The following is a 22,807-nucleotide window of genomic DNA, read 5'->3' as shown; positions in this document are numbered from 1 at the left end:
TATGAAGTTTGCATCGAAGGCCGAAACCTTAGCTCAGTTAAGTGAGCAAGCAATTAGTGCCGATGTTTTACCTCAATACTGTTTTACGGTTGAGCAATGGCGGCAAAATCCTGATAGCGTATTAACACAGTTTTTTAGCCAATGTTCTTGGTCAGCATCAGCCGTTGTTGTCAGAAGCAGTGGTATGGCTGAAGACAGCGACACTGAATCGCTTGCTGGTCATTTTGATTCCATTGTCAATGTTCAAGGTAAAGAAGACATCAACGATGCAATTAAACGTGTTGTCGCCTCGTTTCACGCAGATAACCCGCTTGATCAAGTGTTTATTCAACCACTTTTACAAGAGGTAAAACGCAGTGGTGTATTATTTAGCTGTGAGCCGTCAACCCTATCCCCTTACTATGTTATTAACTATTCAACCTCTGGTGATACCGAAGATATCACCTCGGGTGCAACCAATGATTCGCTCATTTATGTTGCCAAAGCCGGTGTCGATAAATCTCGCCCTGCCTGGGTAAGCCAGCTGGTCAAACTGGCTTTCGAGTTAGAAAACTTGTTTGAAAATAATAATCTCGATATAGAATTTGCTTTTGATAGTAACGAGAAACTTTTTCTTTTCCAGGTACGGCCTTTAGTTGTCGATGTCAGCGATGTAACCAGCAATAAAGATCACAAAGAATCATTACAGCGAATTAGACAAGCAATAAACCGAATTACTAAGCCACATCCATACCTCAATGGTAAAAAGTCGGTATTAGGTGTGATGCCTGATTGGAACCCCGCCGAAATTATTGGTATTCGACCTAATCCATTGGCGTTATCACTTTATAAAGAATTGGTGACAAACTCTACTTGGGCGTATCAGCGAAATAATTATGGCTATAAACAACTGCGAAGCTTTCCGCTGCTAATTAGCTTAGCTGGTCTACCTTATATTGATGTCAGGGTCAGCTTTAATTCCTTTATTCCAGCCACTGTCAGCGAATCGCTTGCCGAGAAGTTGGTTAATTACTATATTGATCAACTAGAAAGCTCCCCAGAAAAACATGACAAGGTTGAATTCGATATTATTTTTTCATGCTTTACTTTAGATATTGAAGAACGACTCAATCAATTGTTAAAGCGTGGTTTTTCAGGAAAAGAAATAGACGAGTTTTCGACTGCATTAAAGTCACTCACTAATAACATTATTAACCCAGAAGGTTTATGGGTTAAAGATATCGAAAAAATCGAGTCTCTGCCGGCGAGAAGAGAAAAAATCCTCAATAGTAACTTATCAAAAATAGAAAAAATCTATTGGTTATTAGAGGATTGTAAACGCTACGGTACTTTACCGTTTGCAGGCCTTGCTAGAGCTGGTTTTATTGCGGTGCAGTTCTTACGTTCCATGGTCAATGTCAATATTTTATCTGAAAGCGACTATCAACGCTTTATGTACTCCTTGGAAACCGTCAGCTCCTCAATGGCTGCTGATAGAAAACAACTATCACTTAGTGCCTTCATCAAAAAATATGGACATTTACGCCCTGGAACTTATGATATTTTGTCCCCACGCTATGACCAAGCACCTGAAAAGTATTTTGATTTTAATAGCGTCGACCATATCGAATTAGGCGATGAGACACATCAAAATGAACACGATTTTGTTCTTTCTCTAAAACAGCTCGACACACTAAAATTAACGTTAGAGCAGCATGGCATTGCTCATGATGTTATTTCCTTATTTAAGTTTATTAAAGGTGCTATTGAAGGGCGTGAATATGCCAAATTTATTTTTACGCAAAGTTTAAGCGACGCCATGTTGTTAATGGAACAACTAGGCGCTGAACTTGGGATATCAACCCATGATATGGCAATGTGTGATGTTAACACCTTTTACTCAGCCTATTCGTCCGCCGAAAACATCAAAGCGGTACTTCAAGACTCTATTCAAAAAGGCAAAAATGCCTATAAAGAGGCACAAAGTATCATTTTGCCTCCATTGATACTCAATGCCGATTGCGTATATTGCTTTGAAATGCCAGAAAATGAACCAAACTTTATCACCATGAAGCAAGTGATAGGCGATGTTACTGCCGATGTTTCAAAATCGAGTGACTTAAAAGGAAAAATAGTGTTTATTCCTTCCGCTGATCCTGGCTTTGACTGGCTATTTTCTCACAGCATATCAGGGCTTGTGACAAAGTTTGGCGGTGCCAACAGCCACATGGCTATTCGAGCTGGAGAGCTTGGTATTCCATCGGTTATCGGCGCAGGCGAAGTGTTTTATGAAAAATGGCGTAAAGCGAAATCATTAGAAGTTGATGCCGCTAATAAACGTGTTGTGATTTTAAAATGAAGTTAATTGGCATCACGCCCAGAGTAGAGATTAACAAAGCGTATCACGAGCGTCGCGATGCGCTTGATCAACAATGGTTTAACTTTCTTTACCAGTGTGGCTACCTAGTGATGGTTTTGCCCAATGCACCAGCAATGATCGGCGAATACCTAAAGCATGTTCCTATCCATGGGATAATTCTGTCAGGTGGTAACAGTCTGACATGCTATGGCGGCGATGCGCCAGAGCGCGATAGCACCGATGCCTTTTTAATCGAATACGCAATAGAAAAACACCTTCCTGTTTTGGGTGTTTGTCGCGGTATGCAAAGCATTTTACATTATTTTGGCAGTCAACATTCTTCTGTAACCGGGCATGTCACCAAAACAATGACGATAAACATTGATGGTGAACGTCGCTCGGTTAATTCTTATCATAATTTGGGCTGTTATGATGCTGCCCCCCCGCTCGTTGTCGATGGAAAAGCCAACGATGGAGTCATCAAGGCTATCCATCACCCTGACTTAGCTATCCATGGCATCATGTGGCACCCGGAACGAAACCAACCATTTGAACAACAAGATATAGAGTTGATTAAAAAGGTATTTAATTAAATGAAAGCGATAATTTTAGCAGCTGGTACTGGTAATAGACTGCGCCCGCTAACAGATAACACTCCTAAATCAATGGTTAAATTGTGGGGAGAACCTTTACTTACCAAACAAATTAAGCAATTAAAGCTATTTGGTATTAACGATATCACAATCATCACGGGTTATTGCCAAGATAAGATTATCGCGCTAGGAGAAAAAACCATTTCCAACCCTGATTTCGCAAGCTCAAATATGGTTTACAGCCTAGCTAAGAGCTGTGCTCAGTTAGAAAATACCTCAAGTGACGCTTTAGTTTTATATGGCGATATCGCCTACAGCGATAATAACCTAAAAGCATTAATAAACTGTCAATCTACCTGTCCGATGACGGTTTTGGCAAATCTTGATTGGCTTGAGTTGTGGCGTGAAAGACTCGAAGATCCACTCTCTGATGCAGAAACGTTTATCTACGATGAAACAATGAAACTTGTTGATATCGGTAAGCGCCCAGAGAACTTAGCGCAAGTTCAAGCACAATATATGGGCATGATAAAAGCTAAAGAAAGTTACTTAAAAGAGATTTTAACCGATTACTTAGCACAAGCTAGCACGCCAGAAATCATCAACATGTACATGACCGACCTTATTCAACAATGCTGTGATGAGCAGCAAGTGCAAGTGGAGCTGGTTCACGGTGGTTGGATAGAGATGGATACCATTGAAGACTATCAATTATATTCACAGACTCATCCTTCTTACTGGGGGATTTCATCATGATGCAAAATAATGGAAAATTTGATTCCGCACGACTTCAATTTCAACAAAAGAACTTTTTAGGTGCATTAAATAGTTTAAATGAATTAAAGGAAGAATATGCGACTAACGATCTTTTACGGCTAAACTTTGAGTTTGGTTATTTAGAGCTGCTTGTGTTATTCGCTTTGGGAGAACAAGGGTCTAGGGAGCATTTCAACCAGCTTATAGACTTGGTTACACATTATTTAAATAGCCATCAAAAAGTTGATGCTAAAAACATCATCAATTTATGTATTCTTGTGGGTGAAGCTTTTCTCAAAAAAAATGAACCGCTTAAGGCAATAGAAGCTTATAAGAAAGTTGTAGGGCACGACCCTATGCAAAGCCAGCCTCTTTATTATTTTAAGCTTTTTAATCTTTTCGCCAAAAATGGTCAGTACCATGATGCTATTGAACTTTCAAAAGTGACCATTGGTTGGAAAGAATTTTATATTCCAACTTTATTTGTATTATTAGATACATATGTTGAGCTTCTTGATAAGAAAAATACGATGGTAGTGGTTAATAAGCTAGCCAAATCATTTGATGAATTAGATTTAAACCATGCGGTAAGGCTAATGAACCACCTCATTTTGATGTCAGAATATTCCTTAGCTGAACAGTTAATGCGACGATACGCTGAAAGACCCAATGTAAACCAAAATCCCGAAGTTATTTTTCAATCGCTGTTTGCAAGAGTCTTACTACATAAGAAGGATTATCAAGGAGCGATTAATCTTATGAAATCGCTTAAGTTAGAAAACTCAAAGCATGGCGCTCATATATTGGCTCGTGCCTATGAAAAGTTAAAAGACTATGATTCGGCATTTACCTCATACACCACTTCCGCACAGCGGCGCGCAGAGGACAATAGCACTTTAATTGCTCAGGGAAAACAAATTGATTACGTACATCTGTATAATAACATCCCATTAAAGCAATTAAGTATTAATAACTCATTGCCTCAAGCTAATACTCCAGCATTCATGCTAGGCTTTCCTCGTTCGGGAACTACTTTGCTAGATAATGTACTCGATAGTCATGACAATATCCGCACAATAAGTGAAAAAGGGCTGATTTATATATTAATTGACTTTGTCGAGAAGAACTTAAATAAAAAATATCCACAGTGCCTTAGTTCATTAACAGAACAAGAGTTAGTGTTGTTAAGAGATAAATATTATGAACTCGCGGCTACATATTTATTAGTTAAAGATGTAAATAAGTTAGATGGAATAACCATAGTGGAGAAAATGCCACTTTACACTATTCATATTCCCTTTATTATTAAACTTTTTCCAAAAGCAAAATTTTTATTCTCAATTCGACATCCTATGGATTGCGTATTAAGTAGTTTTCAGCAGAACCTCGTAATCAACTCTGAAATGTCGTTTCTAAGCACATTGGATACATGCACGAAAAGATATATCGACGTGCTTACACACTTTGAAAAATGTGAATCGGCATTTAATCTTAATATTCATTTTGTTCGTTATGAGCAACTGGTTACAGACTTTAAAGAGACAAGTAGTAGAGTCTTGGAGTTTTTAAACATGGATACAACTGTACCTATTGAGAAAACGTTTTACTTAGAGGCAAAGAATAAAATTATTAACACCCCTTCTAACGATCAAGTTTCACAACCTATCTATTTAGACTCAATATTCAAATGGAAAAATTATGAAAAACATTTAGGTGGGGCACTAAAAGCACTAGATTACTTTATCCGAAGATTCAATTATTCTGTTTAGCGGTTTAATAAAGCTCGTTTTAGTATCACTAGAGCTTATCGTCTTGGTGGATTCTACCTTCTTCACATAATCGTTTTATGCGCGAGAGCAGTGCTGCGCTGCTCACCATTACTTCGAGTAACTCACCATCACGGGTAGGGTAAGAATTTTCTTACCTTTTGATTTTAGCCAGTAATAAATTGCGGCAAATACGCTCAACACAATCACTATGGCAATCGACGCATAGACGGGTTGCTCAGCAAAAACGGCAACTTGATAGACTAGCGTTGCACTAAGATAAGCGAGGGTAAAACTCCACAGGGCAGCGAACGTCGCCCAGCGATTACCCACTTCATTTTTTATCGCTCCCATTGCCGCCGCACATGGGGTATACAACAAAATAAAAAGCAAATAACTAAAAGCGCCCAACGTACCAGCAAAGGCATTTTGCATTGCATAATAAGTACTAACATTAACATCTTGCTCTTGCGACGCTTTCTCTACCGTTGAAACGTCGCCAACGTCGACCCCAAGCGGGTCTTCAGGAGCTAACGCGGCAAAATTATCGGTAATTGTTGACAAGGCTTCTTGCCAAACATCGGCAAACACTAACTCATGACTTTCTTCTGCAACATCTGAACTATATAAACTATTAAAGGTGGCAACCAATGCCTCTTTAGCAAATAGCCCCGTGACGATGCCAACACTTGCCTGCCAGTTATCTTCTTTCACCCCTAACGGCGCTAACAATGGTGTGATTTGATGGGCACTTTGACTTAATACCGAGCTTTCTTGATCTTGATGACCAAAGCTACCATCGGTGCCCAATGAATTAAAAAAGTTAAGCACACACACGACAATAACGATGGTTTTACCCGCACCAACAATAAAAGATTTAGTGCGTCGAGTAACGCGCATAAATAGTGCCGAGAGCTTAGGAACTTCATAGAGGGGTAATTCCATAAAGCTCGCTTGTGAATTACCGGCTAATACCGTAGCTTTCAGTAAAAACCCGGTAAATAACGCTGCTGCGATACCAATTAAATACAGCAAGAAAACAATGTTTTGTCCTGAATCAGGGAAAAACGCTGCCGCAAACAAGGCATATACAGGTAGTCGAGCACCACACGACATAAATGGTGACATCATAATAGTGGTAATACGCTCTCGCTCACTATCAAGCACACGAGCCGACATGACTGCTGGGACTGTGCAACCAAAACCAACAATTAAGGGGACAAATGCTTTACCAGGCAAACCAATTTTCTGCATGACGCTTTCAACGACAAATGCAGCTCTAGCCAAATAACCACTGGTCTCCAAAATCGATAAACCAATAAACAAGCAAACAATAACAGGTATGAATGTAGCGACGGTTTGAATACCAACACCCACGCCTTCGATAATAGTGAGTAGCCAAGCTGGCAAATTAAAGCTCGCAAGAAATTGGCTTGGGTAGTCGACAAAAATGGCGCCAGCCAAAATATCAAAAAAGTCGATAAATGCACTGCTGACATTTATCGCAAACATAAACAGCAAGTACATCATTAACAAAAAGAAAGGCACACCAACTAGAGGGTGCAAAATCACATTATCAACTTTGTCAGAAAACGATGTCGAGTGGGCGCTACCACTAGAAACTTGCTCAATAGCGTTATTGACGAAATCATAACGCGCCTGCATGATCGCCAGCGCTTCATCATGCTCAGACTTGCATGAGCAGCCGCCAGCGGACAGTGAACGTTCATAAGAAAGCAAGGTGGTATTTTGTTCGGTTAATTTATCTTTTAATAACGAAGGTAGTTCAAATGTCTTTGGCAATGTACTCGCCGTTGGTAACGTTGCCAGAGATTGCTCTAAACGTTTTTTCACTTGAGAGTGGCGCACATCAGCCTTGATCACAGGACATCCGAGAATAGACGATAACTGTTCGGTATCAATTTGACGAGCTTCTTTGCGATCAGCTTTTGATAACACTACGATCATGGGTAAACCCAATTCTAGTAGCTGAGTGGTCAGATAAAGTTGTCTTTGCAATTGTGTGACATCAACTACATTGATCAGACAATCTATTGAATCTTTGTCGAGATGCTGATGGGTAACCGAAAGATCACGCCCTTGGTGTTCGCGTTTGGTTAATGATGGAATACCAGGTAAATCAATCAGAGTGACCGGCTGTTGATTAAATTGAATTTCGTGCTTTTTGGCTGCAACCGTTACACCAGCCCAATTTCCTGTGGTTTGCTTTGTATTGCCAAGTTGATTAAAAAGCGTTGACTTACCGCTGTTGGCAAAACCAACTAATGCAAAATTATTCATTACGACTAAGCTAACTCAACAACAATTTGATCTGCTAGAGAAGGTGCAATACTCATTTTAGTGCCGTGCAGGTAAAATGCCATCGGGCCATTAAACGGCGCAATGTGAGCAAGCTCGACGATAGAATTAGGGACAAAGCCCTGCTCCATTAAGCGGGTTGATAACACAAAATCACTCGGCAAGCTTTTAATGCGTGCTTGTTGCTTCTTTTTAAGTTTCGTTAAGGTCACGTAATCACCAAAAACAATCTAACTGATAACGATTATCATTTAGTTTAATTGATCCTTAGGGGGTTTGGCAATAAATAACCGCAATAAAATTGATCTGGATCTTATCTTCTTGGCAATTATTCTAAATGAGTCAAACATTCTCGAATATATCTACTCTCACTTTGAAATAATCGTCTCTACAACTGTCAGAAAATTTTACACAAATATTACATTGCACAATAACACAAAATACAAACCATTGAAAAAAAAAGAAAAAAAATATGGCACATTTAATGCTAAAGGGGCGAGAACCTTAAATATATGAGTCTAAAACTCAAAATTTTTTATTTTGTTTTACAAGGAATTAACTAGGATGTTAAAAAATTTATCTAAATCTCTTTTATGCTGTGCTGCTTTGTTTACCGCTTCCGCCAACGCGAACTTAATTGAAGTAGACCTTGAGCTTCAACTTCTTGCGGACGTATCATATAGCGTGGATGCCAAAGAGTATGCTTTACAACTTCAAGGTTACTCAAATGCTTTTCGTGATGCCAACGTTATTAGTGCAATTGAAAGCGGTACTATTGGCTCAATTGCTGTTCAATATATCGAATGGTCTGGAAGTGCAGACCAAGCAATACAATTAGACTGGACGTTAATTGATAGCCAAGCATCAGCGTATGCATTTGCTGATGCGCTAGACGCTTTAACAAGAGCTTTTGATAATAATACAGCGCCAGGTAGCGCACTTAATTTCGGTTCAAGTTTATTTTTTAACAACGATTATGACGCTGCGCGTCAAGTCATCGATGTATCTGGCGATGGTAATCAAAACCAAGGTTCTTCTACCTCGGCCGCTCGCGATGCAGCCTTAGCCGCAGGCATTGACACGATCAATGGTATTACCATTGGAGATGCCTCTGGTTTACAAGATTTCTACAAGCAAAACATTATTGGTGGTACAAACGCATTCCATATTCACGCAGACTCGTTTGCTGACTTCACGGCTGGTATTAGTCAAAAGTTGGTAAGAGAGATCACAGGTGGTGGTAGCGAAATCCCTGAGCCGAGCAGTGTTGCCTTATTTGGCCTTGCTTTATTAGGTTTTGCTTCTGCAAGCCGTAAAAAAGCATAACGTCTAAGCTTACTATTTGTTTTAATAAAGCTCTCTCACCTTTTTCGGGTTTGGGAGCTTTATTTTATAAGCTTTTTAATAATTTTGGTAAAACGCTCTAGTGTGTCATTATCTTGATAATCAAACGCATATTTATTGTGAAAATACAAAGTAAGCGTAAGATCATGGTAATGAAGATAACAGGTATAGCCATCTAAGTCGTGTTTGGCAACAATACCTTGATAACGATACTCGTCGCCATGCTTTTCTCCATTTGAGAGCACTACATCAAACACCCTTAAATAATCTAATGTTTCAAGTTGGTTGTTCGCTTTCATTACATATTCCTTGCTGGCAAACGCTCACTACAGCTTATATTGTTTGAGCGATTAATCAATACCACACATCTCATCGTAAGGACTTTGGTAAATAATATCCCAGGTGCTAATGTCTTGCTGAGTGAGATAACGTTTGGCGCCGATCAACGAATTACAACATTCTACTTCACGACATCCCGGAAGCGCATTGAAATTGTTTGCCGAATCTCTCACCCCGACCAAGTAATGATTAGACTCTGCGATACACAATATGGTTACACGGTAATCTTTGCTAAATGCTAGGTCTGCGTTCATATACCACCTCAATTTTTATCCGCTTTTTAATTACTACGCAGCAATCCTCAGTCAAGTTCAACTCGTTATTGAATTTCCACTTTGTGGTGATCAAGTAAAAGTATTTAGCCGTATAAACAGTGAGAGTTTGACAGAGGTATATCAATTGAAGCACGTTAATTCAGAAAACTTAATGGCAATGGAGCAGCGTTACCGCGCTAATTTAGTCAACAGCCTATCTGGCTTTAAAAGCGCGAACCTCATCGGCACGATGGATAGCAATGGCAAAACCAACTTGGCTATTTTTAGCTCTGTGGTTCACTTAGGTGCTTCACCAGCGTTGATAGGGTTTGTGATGCGACCCGATAACGTGCCGAGAGATACCTTGAAAAATATCAAAGATTCTGGCGCCTACACCATTAATCAAGTAAATCGTTCGATTTGGCAAAAAGCTCATCAAACCTCAGCTCGCTATGACGAGAACGTCAGTGAGTTCGACGCTGTGTCGCTTACGCCGTTACTTCGTTCGGGATTTGTGCCTCCCTTTGTTAAAGAAAGTAATCTTCAACTTGCGGTAGAGTTAGTCGAGATCATGCCGATCACAGCCAATAATACGTTGTTCATCATTGGTAAAATTACCGATTTATTTCTACCAGAAAATGCAATATCAGTCGACGGTTACCTCGATATTGAAGCATGCCAAAGCGTCGCTATTTCAGGACTTGATAGCTATCACTCAACGAAACGTCTGGCACGCTTATCATATGCTAAACCCTTCAAAGAAGTGGAGCAGCTTAATGTCGACAACTCTGTGATTTGCTCTAATGGTGAGGAGGATTTATGTACGTATGGAAAATGCTAGGGTATCTAGGCTTAGTTCCCTTCATTGCCGCAATTTTATTACTCAATTTTCAAGAACAAGTGGCAATTGATATCCCTCGTGTATTTATTGCCTACAGTGCAGTTATCGTCAGTTTTATTGCAGGTTCGATGTGGCGCGTTGATCAACACCAATTCAAACGCCAGCAGATAGTGAGCAACATGATTTGCCTGTTCGCTTTTACTACCCTACTCATCGATCAAACTTACGCATTAAGCATTTTAATCGCGTGTTATTTGATACTTTTTGCTTTTGAGCACTACTTACACAACCAGTGTGGTCAACCTAATGACAAAACGCCCTACATGACAATGCGCTTTAGATTGTCATTGATTGTTATTGTCTGCCATTTGTTCATGCTAACCAAGAGCTTTTAATATGTCCTTATCACCCTTAATCATGTTCTACGATAGTCAATGCCCTCTTTGTTGCCACGAAGTGACGGTCTTGAAGCGTTTAGACAAAAATAACGCGATTGAAGTGATAGATTTGCATGATGATATCGCTTTACAAACCTTTCCCAATATTGACAAGCAACGTGCATTAGACATTATTCATGGATATCAGCAAGGTAAGTTGCTTACTGGCATCGACGTTACGATAGCCGCTTGGCGCGCGGTAGGTAAAAACAGATGGGTTGCGCCATTAACTTGGCCAATACTATCTACTGTCAGTAAGTGTGGGGATTGGTTTTTTGCTAAATATCGACACCCGATATCTCGTTTGATGGCCAAAATTTTTAATCTTCGTGCTCATGATTGCTCCTTAGGAACTTGTTATGGAAAAAAAATATACACTGATCATCGGCGCTAACAGCGCAATTGCAACCGCCTTAGTTCAGCAATTGGCGATCAGTGAAGTAGAGCCTGTGGTGTTAATTTCAAGACACAATGATAATCCGCCAGCGACAAGTGAATATGTGAAAGCCGTCGGACTTAAGGGCTATCACCAGCAAGATATTGATCAAGCTATTGCACAACTTCCCGAGAAAATAACAGGCAACATCAACTACGTTTTTATTTGTACTGGTGTGCTCCACGATAGCCACTGCTTTCCAGAAAAACGGCTTGAAGATATTACCCCTGAGGCATTTGAACACGTTATGGCTATCAATGCCTTAACCCCAATGTTATGGCTTCAAAAACTAACACCTCTGCTAACCGGAAAAACCCCCTGCAAAGTGGTTGTATTTAGCGCTAGAGTTGGCAGCATCTCTGATAATTATTTGGGGGGATGGTATAGTTATCGCGCCTCGAAAGCTGCGCTTAATATGCTATTAAAAACCGCTTCAATCGAGTATGCTCGTCGCGCAAAAAATATTAAGCTGATTGCCTTTCACCCAGGTACTACCGACAGTCCATTATCTAAACCCTTCAAAAAAAATGTCCCGCAAGGAAAATTGTTTACCCCTGAGTTTGTTGCCAAACGCTTGTTAGAGATAGTAGTTAACAGCCCTTTAGATAATCAACTTAGCTACATAGATTGGCAAAATGACACGATTCCGTGGTGAGTGTTCACACAATCGACTAACGCCAGCCAAATAGCCATACTTGCTCGTTTTTCAGATCTCGCCAGTTGATGGCATACTCATTTTTAGTGATAACCGCTTGCAAGATGCACTCAGTGACGTTTTGGTCATCATCGTATTTTACTTTAGTGACGATAAAGTGTTTTTCTTTGTTGGTGACCTGCTTTTTAGTCCACTTACTGCTTTTTAAACTTTTAGGACTGACTTTATTATTCATCATAATGACTGCTGCTCTACTCGTTTACTGATTTATACGAAAAAAAATCACCTTATGATCAACGCTACTAGGGCATGTTAATATTGAGAGAATTAGGTTGTTTGAACAGGCGCTTACCCTGCGTCAAAAGATGTTGAACTGCTGGATGTTTAACTTTTCTTTCAGGTGAAATTAAATAGTAGCGCTCGGTAACATCTTTGGTTCGACCTATAACGGCGACATTAAATTGCTCAACAACATGAGACTCAATAATAGTGGGAGCACAAAAGACACCATACCCTGCATGACCAAAATACGTTGATAACATCGAGTCATCAAATTCACCAATAATATTGGGAGCGATATTAAGACGTTCAAACCATGATAAAACGCTAAGTCGCTGATTAGCCCCTTCGCCAGCAATAAAAAAAGTGACGCCATTTAGACTATGAGGAAAATTCGTTATCAACTCTTCAGCGATACCGCGATGCGCAAAAAAGCTCATACCACTTTTGCCGATTGGGTGGCTATAGGCTTTTAGTGGAGAGCCTGGGGGTAAAGGAGTGTCGGTAAGTATTGCATCAATTTTATTAACCGCTAACTCGCCAAGTAAAACCTCTAAACTTGTCTCCTTAACTATCAGTTTTATCGAGTCATCCATGTGATAGATTTCTTTGAGAAAAGAGTAAGAAAACACTTTAGCGATAACATCAGTTACCCCAATTGAAAAACGCGCGGCAAAGTGAGTTGAGTGGTTTTTTAGCGAACCGACTAATTCATCACCTAGACTAAAAATTTCTTGAGCATAACTGTATGTTAACCGACCAGTTTCATTTAACACCAGCCGCTTCCCCTTACGTTCAAATAAAGAACAACCGAGTTGTTCTTCTAAGGCTTTTAATTGAGCACTCAATGTTTGCGGGGTAATACTCACTTTTTTTGCCGCTTGAGCAATGCTGCCATGGGTTGCAATGGTATAGAAATATAAAAGATGATGATAATTCAATCGATTCATACCTGATAACTCCAGAGAATAGGCTTAACTAGCGCAAGAAATTATATCAACTTTTTTCTGATAATAAATCAACAACAATCGACTTTTACTGTTTAAAAATATCCGCTATAAATAAGGGCTACTTAGGCAATGGAGGAAGTATGTCAGAAAATATCATTATTGCTCGCTGGAAACAGTTTATAAAAACAGATGCTAGCTCAGGTATCATTCTAGTGCTCTCAGCAGCGCTTGCGTTAATACTCGCCAATAGTATGTTTAGAGATGGCTATAATGAGTTTTTGGAATTCCCGGTTAGCATCATGCTTGGTGACTTTGCCATCAGTAAGCCTTTAGTACTATGGGTAAATGATGGTTTAATGGCATTGTTTTTCTTTGTCGTTGGCTTAGAAATTAAACGAGAGTTATTCTATGGGCAGCTCTCTAAACCAAGCCAAGTTATTCTTCCGTTCTTAGCCGCGATTGCAGGTATTGCGTTCCCAGCGTTAATTTACGTTGCTTTCAATAGTCAAGATGCTATTGCCATGAATGGTTGGGCGATCCCATCTGCAACGGATATTGCCTTTGCTTTAGGTATATTTATATTATTTGGTAAGCACTTACCTACTAGCTTAAAATTATTTTTACTATCGGTCGCTATTATTGATGATATTGGCGCCGTAATTATTATTGCGTTGTTTTATTCTCAAGACCTTGCACCAAATTCATTATTGGTGGCCAGTGTCGGGCTTGCGGTACTCTTCCTGTTTAACCGCATGGAGCTGTCAAACAAAACGCCTTACTTACTGGTCTCCATTGTCGTTTGGGCGGCAGTGCTCAAATCTGGTGTTCATGCGACCTTAGCGGGATTTGTTGTTGCTTGGTTTATTCCGATAGCCCGAGACAAAGATAAATCGATGTCTTATAAAATAGAGCATGGCTTAGAACCGTGGATCGTATTTTTTGTATTACCGCTCTTTGCGTTTGCAAATGCTGGGGTCAATTTAACCAACGCTTCGGTAGATGAGCTCTTTACACCGATTTCTATCGGTATTATTGGCGGCCTATTTATTGGTAAGCAGCTTGGTATTTTTGCAGCGTGCTTTATAGCCGTTAAGTTGGGTCTATGTAAACTACCGAAAAAAGCGACATGGAGCCAACTCTACGGTGTATGCTTATTATGTGGTGTCGGCTTTACCATGAGTTTGTTTATTGGTTCTTTAGCGTTCGAAGAGCAAGGACTTGCTTATCAAACACAAGTAAAAGTGGGTGTACTCGTTGGTTCACTGCTTTCGGCAACTGCTGGAGCGTTTCTATTGAGACGCTCTTCCAACAAAATACAATTGCAAAAGGAGAATAGCAATGAAGCGGTGCAAACATCGCACGTTTAAAATAGCTGCACTCGCTGCGACACTTGTATTTAGTCAAGTGTCGTTCGCAGATTCGGTCAGTGCTACTGTGATTGAATCTTGTCAAACAGAGCGACAAACTGCTTCAAACAGCAAAACAAGTGCTTGCAAAGTATATATTGAAGGTTTTCTTGATGCCTTAGCAATCGATTGGCGTAATATAACAAGAGCAACACCCAGTGTGGCTCATCAAAACGAGAGCACTGGTTTTATAAATCGCGCATATCAAACGCGGGTTACCGAACGTCCATCATTACCAATGGCGAACTCACCCTCCCATATTTGCTTGCCAGAAAGCACCAGTAACTCATTAGTTGTTGAAACAGTGATAAAAGCAATAAAGGGGGGATCACTCGAAAAAAAATCGCTCAACCAAACAGTGTTGGACATATTGATTGAGCAATTCCCATGCGATAAAGACAAGCAAAGCCGGTTATCGTCTGGCAATTTTTAACTGCAGATTTAATAAATTTAAGGACTTGTAGTCGATAACACCCTTAGGCTATTAACGCTTAGTGAGAAAGGCCCATCGACTTTATTGGTGACCAAGAATCCCACTTGGCGAATATCCTGTGCTTGTAACGTTGGAGCATTGGTGATTAACCGACCTCGAAACGTTGCTTTAAAGTCACGTAATAGCAACGTAATACGTTGCCTCTTATCTACTTTTGTATCAAAGTCATGCTTGTAGGCAAGACGATAGCCATTAATAAATATCGCCATTCTAAGTTGATAACGCAAACCATCGCCTTGGACATCAATTTCAACCGCATCAGCATTGATAGGCAAAAAATTTACGCTTCGATAGATTGAACTAAAACCGCCGTTATTTTCTGTCGAAATATAGCCGCTAAAAAGCAGGCTATTGTTATTAAACTGCGCTTGGCCAGTTGAAAGGCCGCCCATGACATTATCATTGGTTGCGCGCCACTGAGCGACTTCTTCAGGTTGCGAAAAATCTAGACTAAACGTATTACTGGTATTCATCGAAATGGTCGTTAAATAAATATTATTGGCAGACAAAGGCCGATTGTCCTTTGCGAGCCCTGAAGAAGCGATTAAAAGGTTCATCAATAGTGTTAATAATAAACTGTTTCTAAACCAATTAAGCATTAATACCTTTCACTTTGCTGAGTAACACCACCATGTAGTGCCAAAGATAAAGCTTTTACGCTAATACGTTAACAGGAGATCAATAATAACTGATGTAGAGCCAAATTTACGGAAGGTGTAAACGAATGGAGCACTGATCTTTTTTACTCATTTTACAGACCACTAACTCAAAAGAGTTATCGATCATGCGTTCAATCTCACCTTTGGGGATGGAACCATCAAGTATGACTGTATTCCATAAACGTTTATGCATATGGTAGCCCGGTATCACTGCATCAAAAATATCTCGCAGCATAACTGCTTCTTCAGGATCACATTTAAGATTAAGACAATACCTGCCGGCCATTTTTCCATGCGTATCTTTTTCTTGTCCGCTGCCCAAAGCTAATGTTGCAAACATTTTCCCTTTGACTTTAAACACCATTACGTCTTCTCCAAATGGAAAGTCCAAGCTAGTTTCAGGCTTGGCCATTAGATAAGCGTATGCTTCACTTTTGTTCAAAGTAAACTCCTGAACACTCAACGCTAAGTAATAACAATATATCGATTATATAAAGACTTGCAGTATCTTTTTACATATTTTAATGACATTTGTCCGTTAAAAGGATGACAAATTAATTAACAATGGCACAATAACCTTTAATAGCCAATATAAGGAAAATTAATGAAAAGGTTGTTCACCTTACTAAGCTTTTTTATTTTCAGTGCAAGCCAAGCGCAGGAACAAGCTGAAGCGATATTTAAACAACTCGCTCCATCTTTATATCAAATACGCATTATTGATATCGCCAGTGGCGAAAAATCATCAATTGGCTCAGGTTTTCAAATTACAGCTCAGGGGTTAATTGCCACCAATTATCATGTTATTTCAGGCTTTGCTCGTTACCCACATAAGTATCGTATCGAATACCTTGATCACTTAGGTGACAAAGGAGAACTTAGCCTTGAAAGTGTCGATATTATTAATGATTTGGCCTTGGTTAAACGAGAAGCGCAAGACGATATTCCTTTTTTTAACATAGCTTCTAAAGCGCCTAGCAAAGGCGAAGAGCTTTATTCACTTGGAAACCCTCACGATTTAGGGATGATTGTCGTTCCAGGTACTTATAACGGATTGAAGAAAAATGCTTTTAATGATCGTATCCATTTCACGGGTTCTGTGAATTCAGGTATGAGCGGTGGCCCAGTAGTTAACCATAAAGCAGAAGTGGTCGGTGTCAATGTTGCCACGTCTGGGAATCAAATTGGCTTCTTGGTTCCTCATGATAAGTTAGTGACCTTATTCAACCAATATAAACAAAACAAACCCGACAATATTGAAGCTCAAATGGCACATCAGTTAATGCAGAATCAAAAGAAGCTTATTTCTGATTTATTGAATAATGAATGGCAACTTAAAGAGTTAGGAGCAGCATTAATTCCAACAATAAGTGTTCCCTATATCCGCTGCTGGGGAGATTCAACCGCAGATAAAAAAGATGCTGAAGTATTAGTGGTCGCGGCAAAGTGTGGTCTAGAAGAAGACACCTACATTGAGAGTAATTTAATCACTGGCTCTATTGAAATGGAGTTTCGATATATGAAATCGTTAAAGTTAAACCCCACCAAGTTTTACCGACTATATCAAAACCAAGTTTCGCGTGTTATGCCAAGTAATAAAGCGACCAAAGATGATATCACTGAATTTGAGTGCCAACATGATTTGGTGACGCCACAGCATCAAGGCATCAATAACAAAGCCGTTTTCTGTGTTCGCGCATATAAAGATTTCCCGCAACTCTATGATGTTTTATATTTAGGCATATCTGTCGATAAAGATCAGCAAGCGTTATTGAGTCATTTCACCATTTCAGGTGTCGCCAAAGATTCTGCTCAAGCATTTACTCAGCAATTTATGGAATCGGTATCATGGAATTAATCGTAGAAGAAATCAGCCGAGGCCATAAACTCATTGGCCGCCATAAGTTTGCCACAGAAGAAGTATCGATTGGGCGCGGGTATCACAATGATATCATTGTTTCCGATCCTCATGTCTGTGCTCAGCACCTAACGATAAAGAATACCGGCGATCACTGGGTTATAGAAGATCACAACACCATTAATGGTAGTTTTCTTGAGCATAGTACCGAAAAAGCCAATGGTCACATCATCAACTCTGGTGATATTGTCACTATCGGCAAAAGTCAGTTTCGTTTTGTTTTTCCACATCATCCGGTTGAAGCCAGTGTCACATTGAGCCCTTTTGAAAGCATTATCAATCTGGCACGAAATCCTTTTGTACTCGTGGCAAGTATTAGCTTATTTACACTGATTGTCGGTTGGAGTGTTTATATTAATAGCCCCAGCGACGTCACGTTTACGCAATTGCTCATGTCATCCATCAATATGACCTTAATGTTTGCGTTGTGGCCGGGCTTGGTAGCGTTAATTTCACATTTAACTAAACATGACGCAAGAATCTTAACGCAACTTGGCGTAAGCTTTGTCTTTTATAACATTACTTGGGTGGTAGATTTCTTAGAGTCGCTGCTCAACTTTAATACCTCGAGTCAGTTTGTCTTAACACCAGCATTCGTCATCTTACCAATAGCCGTGGCATTTTGTTTATTTTGGCTCAACTGTTATATCGGCTTCCATATGTCGGCAAAACGTCGAGTGATAATTGCAGCAAGTTTAACGACGCTTTTATTTGGTGGCAGTTATTTAAATCAACTCAGTAAGCAACCTGAATTTAGTATTAAGCCTAAATTTAATAATGAGTTAATGACACCCAACTTTGTTTTTGCCACCAGCAGTGACGTTGACACTTTTATTATCAATAGTGATAAATTGTTTAATAAAGTGGATAAGAAAGTACAAGAAGAGAAGTAAGATATTCAAACAATAAAAAAGCCGAATAACATGTTATTCGGCTTTTTTATTTATGCTAATCATTAGGGCTTAGCAATAAACCCTACCGCATCATAAACAGCGGTTAATACTTTTTCAGCTCGTTCAGAAGCTTGCTCAGCACCTTGACGCATGACCTGATCAAGAAAAGCCTGATCATTTCGATACTGTTGATACTTCTCTTGGATCGGTGTCAACATCGCGACAACGGCTTCGGCTACATCCCCTTTAAGATGGCCATACATTTTATCTTCATACTGAGGTACTAAACTGGCAATGCTCTCTGCCGTTGCACACGACAACAAAGAAAGTAAATTAGACACTCCTGGCTTTTCTTCAATATTGTAATAAATACGCGCTTGCTCATCAGAGTCCGTTACCGCTCTTTTTATTTTCTTAGCGATTTTTTTAGGGTCTTCAAGTAACCCAATAAAGTTACCTGGATTGGCATCTGACTTAGACATCTTTTTCGTTGGCTCTAGTAAACTCATTACGCGAGCACCATGCTCTGGTATCTGAGGGTCTGGAACCACAAACACGTCACCATAGATATTGTTAAAACGCGTCGCAATATCACGCGCTAATTCAAGATGTTGCTTTTGATCATCGCCTACCGGCACCTTATCAGCACTGTAAAGTAGAATATCAGCTGCCATCAATACAGGATAAGTAAACAAACCAGAATTCATATTCGCTTCTGATTTTTGCGACTTATCTTTGTACTGAGTCATTCGATTTAGCTCACCCATTTGGGTATAACAGTTAAGGACCCAACTGAGTTGCGAATGTGCTGGAACATGTGACTGAATAAAAATCGTACTTTGCTCAGGATCTACACCGCAAGCAAGATAAAGCGCCAGCCCATCTAACGTTGCCTTGCGCAGGGCTTGCGGCTCTGGTCTAACGGTAATGGCATGTTGATCAACTAACATGTAATAACAATGGTGATCATTTTGCATATTAACCCATTGCTTAATGGCACCCAAATAATTACCAATCGTTAGTTCACCAGACGGCTGACAGCCACTTAATACAACAGGTTTTGACATAATAACGTTACCTTGACTACACATGTAGTAATAATGAATCTAAATAAAATCGTTGGGTTTATCTTACCGAAGCAAGCTCTGCTCGCATTTCGTCAATCGCTTGTTGGTAGTTTTCTTGAGAAAAAATTGCTGAACCTGCAACAAACATGTCGGCGCCAGCTTTAGCTATTTCAGCAATGTTACTTGCTTTTACACCACCATCAACTTCTAAGCGAATTGGACGGCCACTGGCATTGATCTTTTCCTTAACGAGCTTGAGTTTAGCTATGGTCGACGGAATAAAAGATTGACCACCAAATCCAGGATTCACTGACATTAACAAAATGACATCAAGTTTATCCATAATAAAATCTAATACTTGAATTGGCGTTGCTGGATTTAACACGATCCCCGCTTTACAACCGTTATCTTTAATTAGCTGAAGTGTTCTATCGACATGGTCACTCGCTTCAGGATGGAAAGTAATAATATCAGCACCCGCTTTGGCAAACTCAGGAACTAAGCTATCTACTGGTTTTACCATTAAATGCACGTCTATTGGCGCAGTGATTCCATAATCTCGAAGTGACTTACAAACCATAGGACCAAAGGTTAAGTTAGGGACAAAGTGATTATCCATAACATCAAAGTGAACAACATCGGCTCCGGCCTCAATAACCTTAGAAACATCTTCGCCTAAACGGGAAAAATCGGCCGATAAAATAGATGGTGCAATTAAAAAGTCAGACATAGTTCCGCCCCAATAAAAAAACGAGGCTACTTTACCTAATTCACCACAAAAATTGAAGTAATAATGATTTTTTAAGCTTTGCAGATAGCACCTATCATTACCACCTGCTTCTTTTCCTATTTACCAAGCACCATAGAAAAACATAAATCAACACCTGGTTTACATTTTGTAACAATTTAATATTGACTATTTCGGTGAACACTTAGAAAGAGATCTAAACTAACAGTATCTGGGCGGTAGGGACACACTATATTTATTAAGGATAATAAGATGACATTAAAAAGCCAACTCATTGCAATCTTTTTACTTATAGGTATATTTCCCACGATCTTTATTGGCCTAACTGCAAGTTACGTAGCAAGTAATTCTCTTGAGAGGCAAGCCTTTTCTCAACTTATCTCTGTTAGAGATATTAAAAAATCCCAAATCACAGACTACTTTAAACAACGACAAAATGATATTGACCTATTAACCAGCAACGTTGAAAAAATTCTTAACTTTACCAACCAAGAAACTGCGGCAAGTTCTGCTCATGATAATCATCAACTTTTTAATCAGTACATTACCAAGTACGAGTACTACGATTTATTTATCATTGATGAAACTGGAAAAATTTTCTATACCGTTGCCAAGGAATCAGACTATCGCACTAACTTAATCGATGGTCCTTATAAAGATTCAGGGCTTGGCCATTTGTTTAGAAAAGCTATTGATAACAAATCAGCCCAAATATCAGACTTTTCTCGTTATGCACCAAGCAACAATGAGCCTGCGGCATTTATTGCTAAAGCATTTACCTTAAACGACAACAAACGCTATGTCGTCGCTTTGCAATTATCGATAGAAAAGATAAATTCGATCATGAAGCAACGCTCGGGTATGGGAGAAACAGGTGAGAGCTACTTAATTGGCGCCGACTTATTAATGCGCTCTGATTCATACTTAGACCCAAAAGGTCATTCTGTGTTAGCGTCTTTTGCAGGTAATGTTGCTGAAAATGGCGTTGATACTGTAGCTGCTAGAAATGTTATTAATGGAGAGACCTCGAGCGAAATTATCATAGATTATAATGGTAACCCTGTACTGAGTGCCTACACTCCTATCGATTTTAATGGGCTTCGCTGGGGATTGTTATCTGAAATCGATGTTGCTGAAGCAATGGCGCCTGTTGAAGCTCTTTATTGGAACATTTTCTATGTCCTTGTAGTTACCGTCTTGATAGTGATCAGTGCCGCTTTAATCTTGGTTAAATCGATCATTAAGCCCTTGGGCGGTGAACCTAAGGAAATGCGTTATATTTCTGAAACCTTAGCTCAAGGAAACCTAGCGATAAATTTCTGCGAAGAACGTCATAGCGAAAGCGTATATGGCGCAATGAAACGCATGACCTTAGAACTTAAGACCTTAGTTGACGATATTATTACCAATAGCGATAGTCTCGCCAGTGTTTCAGAGCAAACCAGCTCTCTTAGCCTGCAATCTTCAACCAGTTTAAAGCATCAGCAAACAAATATAGAGTTAATCGCCACAGCCATAGACCAAATGTCAATTACTATAGAAGAAGTCGCTAAAAATGCTGCTAATGTCTCTAATTCAACTGAAGCTGCAAATAGATCAGCATCTCAAGCAAGTTCCTGCTTGGCACAAACCCTAAGCGATATCAAATCACTAGACAATGAAGTAAGTAAGACAGCCGATGTTATCGTTTCTCTTGAAAGCGATTCTCATGCTATCGGCAATGTACTAGAAGTGATTGGTAATATTGCCGAACAAACTAATTTACTTGCATTAAATGCAGCTATTGAAGCGGCAAGGGCTGGTGAACAAGGGCGAGGCTTTGCAGTAGTAGCCGATGAAGTACGCACACTAGCGTCAAAAACACAGGAATCAACTGCTAGCATTGAAGCAATGATTGTCAAGTTGCAGACCGCCTCAAAAAATGCAGTAAGTGCAATAAATACAAGTAGAACTGTTTGTGAACATACCTTAACAAATATTGATGCAACTTCATCAGCCCTTAAAAGCATGACCAAAGACGTTGAATCTATTGCTGGCATGACCGCCTTGATAGCGAGCTCTGTCGAAGAGCAATCTAGTGTATCCAAGGAAATTAACGAAAGTGTTAAAGAGGTCAACAATGTAGCCATTGAAAACTCAGCAAGTGCCGAACAAGTGACCACAGCAAGTCATGATATATACCAGATAGCAAACGCCTTACGGACACTCTCAATGAGATTTAAAACGGTATAACTGGGTCGTTATGACAGTAGAAATTTTGTGCACCAAGTTGGTACAAAGTACGTGGTAGTGTGCACAGTTTTAACACTCGCCGTT

24 protein-coding genes are annotated in these 22,807 nt (G+C 39.7%); 14 read left to right on the top strand and 10 right to left on the bottom strand.

The features are described 5' to 3' along the window. Position 1: 1 nt before the first annotated feature. Genes ACSLUH_RS13790 through ACSLUH_RS13775 form a run of 4 tightly spaced genes read left to right on the top strand, consistent with a single transcriptional unit; the run spans position 2 to position 5,456 of the window. Positions 2 to 2,338, top strand: a complete 2,337-nt coding sequence (locus ACSLUH_RS13790; protein ID WP_448567962.1) for a PEP/pyruvate-binding domain-containing protein — start codon at positions 2 to 4, stop codon at positions 2,336 to 2,338. Beyond that, entirely contained in the window at positions 2,335 to 2,931 is a 597-nt protein-coding gene (locus ACSLUH_RS13785; RefSeq protein WP_448567960.1) for a gamma-glutamyl-gamma-aminobutyrate hydrolase family protein, read from the top strand. Before ACSLUH_RS13790 ends, ACSLUH_RS13785 begins: the two co-directional genes overlap by 4 nt. Continuing rightward, complete coding sequence (locus ACSLUH_RS13780) at positions 2,932 to 3,687, top strand: phosphocholine cytidylyltransferase family protein (RefSeq protein ID WP_448567958.1); 756 nt, start codon at positions 2,932 to 2,934, stop codon at positions 3,685 to 3,687. Further along, the gene (locus ACSLUH_RS13775) at positions 3,684 to 5,456 is read left to right on the top strand and encodes a tetratricopeptide repeat-containing sulfotransferase family protein (protein ID WP_448567956.1); all 1,773 of its coding nucleotides are present in this window, start codon (positions 3,684 to 3,686) and stop codon (positions 5,454 to 5,456) included. Before ACSLUH_RS13780 ends, ACSLUH_RS13775 begins: the two co-directional genes overlap by 4 nt. A gap of 108 nt (positions 5,457 to 5,564) precedes the next feature. Here ACSLUH_RS13775 and feoB read toward each other — a convergent pair whose 3' ends face one another. Next, positions 5,565 to 7,754, bottom strand: a complete 2,190-nt coding sequence (feoB, locus tag ACSLUH_RS13770) for a ferrous iron transport protein B (RefSeq protein ID WP_448567954.1) — start codon at positions 7,752 to 7,754, stop codon at positions 5,565 to 5,567. 5 nt (positions 7,755 to 7,759) lie between these two features. Next, on the bottom strand, positions 7,760 to 7,984 hold the full coding sequence (locus ACSLUH_RS13765; RefSeq protein WP_448567952.1) for a FeoA family protein: 225 nt from the start codon (positions 7,982 to 7,984) through the stop codon (positions 7,760 to 7,762). A 352-nt stretch (positions 7,985 to 8,336) separates the two neighbouring features. Between ACSLUH_RS13765 and ACSLUH_RS13760 the strand changes: the two genes are divergently transcribed. Then, a complete protein-coding gene (locus ACSLUH_RS13760; RefSeq protein ID WP_448567950.1) occupies positions 8,337 to 9,098 on the top strand; it encodes a DUF1194 domain-containing protein in 762 nt (253 codons plus the stop codon). Between the two features lie 59 nt (positions 9,099 to 9,157). Here the strand turns inward: ACSLUH_RS13760 and ACSLUH_RS13755 are convergent, their stop codons facing one another. Together ACSLUH_RS13755 and ACSLUH_RS13750 are read right to left on the bottom strand one after the other, a co-directional pair. Then, complete coding sequence (locus tag ACSLUH_RS13755; protein ID WP_448567948.1) at positions 9,158 to 9,415, bottom strand: DUF3081 family protein; 258 nt, start codon at positions 9,413 to 9,415, stop codon at positions 9,158 to 9,160. Between the two features lie 51 nt (positions 9,416 to 9,466). Next, positions 9,467 to 9,709, bottom strand: a complete 243-nt coding sequence (locus tag ACSLUH_RS13750) for a DUF6482 family protein (protein WP_448567946.1) — start codon at positions 9,707 to 9,709, stop codon at positions 9,467 to 9,469. A 178-nt stretch (positions 9,710 to 9,887) separates the two neighbouring features. Between ACSLUH_RS13750 and ACSLUH_RS13745 the strand changes: the two genes are divergently transcribed. The 4 genes from ACSLUH_RS13745 to ACSLUH_RS13730 are packed head-to-tail and all read left to right on the top strand — an operon-like array spanning position 9,888 to position 12,078. Continuing rightward, complete coding sequence (locus tag ACSLUH_RS13745; protein WP_448568014.1) at positions 9,888 to 10,550, top strand: flavin reductase family protein; 663 nt, start codon at positions 9,888 to 9,890, stop codon at positions 10,548 to 10,550. Next, the gene (locus tag ACSLUH_RS13740) at positions 10,529 to 10,945 is read left to right on the top strand and encodes a DUF3429 domain-containing protein (RefSeq protein WP_448567944.1); all 417 of its coding nucleotides are present in this window, start codon (positions 10,529 to 10,531) and stop codon (positions 10,943 to 10,945) included. Before ACSLUH_RS13745 ends, ACSLUH_RS13740 begins: the two co-directional genes overlap by 22 nt. 1 nt (position 10,946) lies before the next feature. Further along, positions 10,947 to 11,381, top strand: a complete 435-nt coding sequence (locus ACSLUH_RS13735) for a thiol-disulfide oxidoreductase DCC family protein (protein WP_448567942.1) — start codon at positions 10,947 to 10,949, stop codon at positions 11,379 to 11,381. Next, positions 11,347 to 12,078, top strand: a complete 732-nt coding sequence (locus ACSLUH_RS13730) for an SDR family NAD(P)-dependent oxidoreductase (protein WP_448567940.1) — start codon at positions 11,347 to 11,349, stop codon at positions 12,076 to 12,078. Before ACSLUH_RS13735 ends, ACSLUH_RS13730 begins: the two co-directional genes overlap by 35 nt. A gap of 16 nt (positions 12,079 to 12,094) precedes the next feature. Here the strand turns inward: ACSLUH_RS13730 and ACSLUH_RS13725 are convergent, their stop codons facing one another. Together ACSLUH_RS13725 and nhaR are read right to left on the bottom strand one after the other, a co-directional pair. Beyond that, a complete protein-coding gene (locus tag ACSLUH_RS13725; RefSeq protein ID WP_448567938.1) occupies positions 12,095 to 12,316 on the bottom strand; it encodes a TIGR02450 family Trp-rich protein in 222 nt (73 codons plus the stop codon). A 64-nt stretch (positions 12,317 to 12,380) separates the two neighbouring features. Beyond that, positions 12,381 to 13,307 (bottom strand): transcriptional activator NhaR, encoded by a 927-nt coding sequence (gene nhaR / locus ACSLUH_RS13720; RefSeq protein ID WP_448567936.1) that lies wholly within the window; start codon positions 13,305 to 13,307, stop codon positions 12,381 to 12,383. 140 nt (positions 13,308 to 13,447) lie between these two features. Here nhaR and nhaA point away from each other — a divergent pair, with 140 nt between their 5' ends. Together nhaA and ACSLUH_RS13710 are read left to right on the top strand one after the other, a co-directional pair. Next, positions 13,448 to 14,674 carry a Na+/H+ antiporter NhaA gene (nhaA, locus tag ACSLUH_RS13715; protein WP_448567934.1) on the top strand — a complete coding sequence of 409 codons (1,227 nt, stop codon included), beginning with the start codon at positions 13,448 to 13,450 and terminating at the stop codon, positions 14,672 to 14,674. Then, entirely contained in the window at positions 14,646 to 15,146 is a 501-nt protein-coding gene (locus tag ACSLUH_RS13710) for a Rap1a/Tai family immunity protein (protein ID WP_448567932.1), read from the top strand. Before nhaA ends, ACSLUH_RS13710 begins: the two co-directional genes overlap by 29 nt. Positions 15,147 to 15,163: 17 nt before the next feature. On the opposite strand, the gene ACSLUH_RS13705 is transcribed toward ACSLUH_RS13710, so the two are convergent. Together ACSLUH_RS13705 and ACSLUH_RS13700 are read right to left on the bottom strand one after the other, a co-directional pair. Next, on the bottom strand, positions 15,164 to 15,805 hold the full coding sequence (locus ACSLUH_RS13705) for a CIA30 family protein (RefSeq protein ID WP_448567930.1): 642 nt from the start codon (positions 15,803 to 15,805) through the stop codon (positions 15,164 to 15,166). Between the two features lie 106 nt (positions 15,806 to 15,911). Further along, positions 15,912 to 16,277 (bottom strand): MmcQ/YjbR family DNA-binding protein, encoded by a 366-nt coding sequence (locus ACSLUH_RS13700; RefSeq protein ID WP_448568012.1) that lies wholly within the window; start codon positions 16,275 to 16,277, stop codon positions 15,912 to 15,914. 192 nt (positions 16,278 to 16,469) lie between these two features. Between ACSLUH_RS13700 and ACSLUH_RS13695 the strand changes: the two genes are divergently transcribed. Then, positions 16,470 to 17,723: a S1 family peptidase gene (locus ACSLUH_RS13695; protein WP_448567928.1), complete on the top strand. Its 1,254-nt coding sequence runs from the start codon at positions 16,470 to 16,472 to the stop codon at positions 17,721 to 17,723. Further along, positions 17,714 to 18,676, top strand: coding sequence for an FHA domain-containing protein (locus tag ACSLUH_RS13690; protein WP_448567926.1), 963 nt, complete (start codon positions 17,714 to 17,716; stop codon positions 18,674 to 18,676). Before ACSLUH_RS13695 ends, ACSLUH_RS13690 begins: the two co-directional genes overlap by 10 nt. A 62-nt stretch (positions 18,677 to 18,738) precedes the next feature. Here the strand turns inward: ACSLUH_RS13690 and trpS are convergent, their stop codons facing one another. Both trpS and rpe read right to left on the bottom strand, forming a co-directional pair. After that, positions 18,739 to 19,743, bottom strand: coding sequence for a tryptophan--tRNA ligase (trpS, locus tag ACSLUH_RS13685; RefSeq protein ID WP_448567924.1), 1,005 nt, complete (start codon positions 19,741 to 19,743; stop codon positions 18,739 to 18,741). Positions 19,744 to 19,801: 58 nt separating this feature from the next. Further along, positions 19,802 to 20,473: a ribulose-phosphate 3-epimerase gene (gene rpe, locus ACSLUH_RS13680; protein WP_448567922.1), complete on the bottom strand. Its 672-nt coding sequence runs from the start codon at positions 20,471 to 20,473 to the stop codon at positions 19,802 to 19,804. Between the two features lie 270 nt (positions 20,474 to 20,743). Between rpe and ACSLUH_RS13675 the strand changes: the two genes are divergently transcribed. Beyond that, positions 20,744 to 22,723, top strand: coding sequence for a methyl-accepting chemotaxis protein (locus tag ACSLUH_RS13675; RefSeq protein ID WP_448567920.1), 1,980 nt, complete (start codon positions 20,744 to 20,746; stop codon positions 22,721 to 22,723). Positions 22,724 to 22,807 lie beyond the last annotated feature (84 nt).

Source organism: Thalassotalea ganghwensis, assembly GCF_053485795.1.
The sequence above is the reverse complement of the archived record's forward strand: the minus strand, read 5'-3'. Positions and strand labels throughout refer to the sequence as shown.

Excerpts from the sequence above, each read along its gene's own strand:
- ACSLUH_RS13790 (WP_448567962.1), top strand. The coding sequence starts at position 2 with ATGAAGTTTGCATCGAAGGCCGAAACCTTAGCTCAGTTAAGTGAGCAA.
- ACSLUH_RS13785 (WP_448567960.1), top strand. The coding sequence starts at position 2,335 with ATGAAGTTAATTGGCATCACGCCCAGAGTAGAGATTAACAAAGCGTAT.
- ACSLUH_RS13780 (WP_448567958.1), top strand. The coding sequence starts at position 2,932 with ATGAAAGCGATAATTTTAGCAGCTGGTACTGGTAATAGACTGCGCCCG.
- ACSLUH_RS13775 (WP_448567956.1), top strand. The coding sequence starts at position 3,684 with ATGATGCAAAATAATGGAAAATTTGATTCCGCACGACTTCAATTTCAA.
- feoB (WP_448567954.1), bottom strand. The coding sequence starts at position 7,754 with ATGAATAATTTTGCATTAGTTGGTTTTGCCAACAGCGGTAAGTCAACG.
- ACSLUH_RS13760 (WP_448567950.1), top strand. The coding sequence starts at position 8,337 with ATGTTAAAAAATTTATCTAAATCTCTTTTATGCTGTGCTGCTTTGTTT.
- ACSLUH_RS13755 (WP_448567948.1), bottom strand. The coding sequence starts at position 9,415 with ATGAAAGCGAACAACCAACTTGAAACATTAGATTATTTAAGGGTGTTT.
- ACSLUH_RS13750 (WP_448567946.1), bottom strand. The coding sequence starts at position 9,709 with ATGAACGCAGACCTAGCATTTAGCAAAGATTACCGTGTAACCATATTG.
- ACSLUH_RS13745 (WP_448568014.1), top strand. The coding sequence starts at position 9,888 with ATGGAGCAGCGTTACCGCGCTAATTTAGTCAACAGCCTATCTGGCTTT.
- ACSLUH_RS13740 (WP_448567944.1), top strand. The coding sequence starts at position 10,529 with ATGTACGTATGGAAAATGCTAGGGTATCTAGGCTTAGTTCCCTTCATT.
- ACSLUH_RS13735 (WP_448567942.1), top strand. The coding sequence starts at position 10,947 with ATGTCCTTATCACCCTTAATCATGTTCTACGATAGTCAATGCCCTCTT.
- ACSLUH_RS13730 (WP_448567940.1), top strand. The coding sequence starts at position 11,347 with ATGGAAAAAAAATATACACTGATCATCGGCGCTAACAGCGCAATTGCA.
- ACSLUH_RS13725 (WP_448567938.1), bottom strand. The coding sequence starts at position 12,316 with ATGATGAATAATAAAGTCAGTCCTAAAAGTTTAAAAAGCAGTAAGTGG.
- nhaR (WP_448567936.1), bottom strand. The coding sequence starts at position 13,307 with ATGAATCGATTGAATTATCATCATCTTTTATATTTCTATACCATTGCA.
- nhaA (WP_448567934.1), top strand. The coding sequence starts at position 13,448 with ATGTCAGAAAATATCATTATTGCTCGCTGGAAACAGTTTATAAAAACA.
- ACSLUH_RS13710 (WP_448567932.1), top strand. The coding sequence starts at position 14,646 with ATGAAGCGGTGCAAACATCGCACGTTTAAAATAGCTGCACTCGCTGCG.
- ACSLUH_RS13705 (WP_448567930.1), bottom strand. The coding sequence starts at position 15,805 with ATGCTTAATTGGTTTAGAAACAGTTTATTATTAACACTATTGATGAAC.
- ACSLUH_RS13700 (WP_448568012.1), bottom strand. The coding sequence starts at position 16,277 with ATGGCCAAGCCTGAAACTAGCTTGGACTTTCCATTTGGAGAAGACGTA.
- ACSLUH_RS13695 (WP_448567928.1), top strand. The coding sequence starts at position 16,470 with ATGAAAAGGTTGTTCACCTTACTAAGCTTTTTTATTTTCAGTGCAAGC.
- ACSLUH_RS13690 (WP_448567926.1), top strand. The coding sequence starts at position 17,714 with ATGGAATTAATCGTAGAAGAAATCAGCCGAGGCCATAAACTCATTGGC.
- trpS (WP_448567924.1), bottom strand. The coding sequence starts at position 19,743 with ATGTCAAAACCTGTTGTATTAAGTGGCTGTCAGCCGTCTGGTGAACTA.
- rpe (WP_448567922.1), bottom strand. The coding sequence starts at position 20,473 with ATGTCTGACTTTTTAATTGCACCATCTATTTTATCGGCCGATTTTTCC.
- ACSLUH_RS13675 (WP_448567920.1), top strand. The coding sequence starts at position 20,744 with ATGACATTAAAAAGCCAACTCATTGCAATCTTTTTACTTATAGGTATA.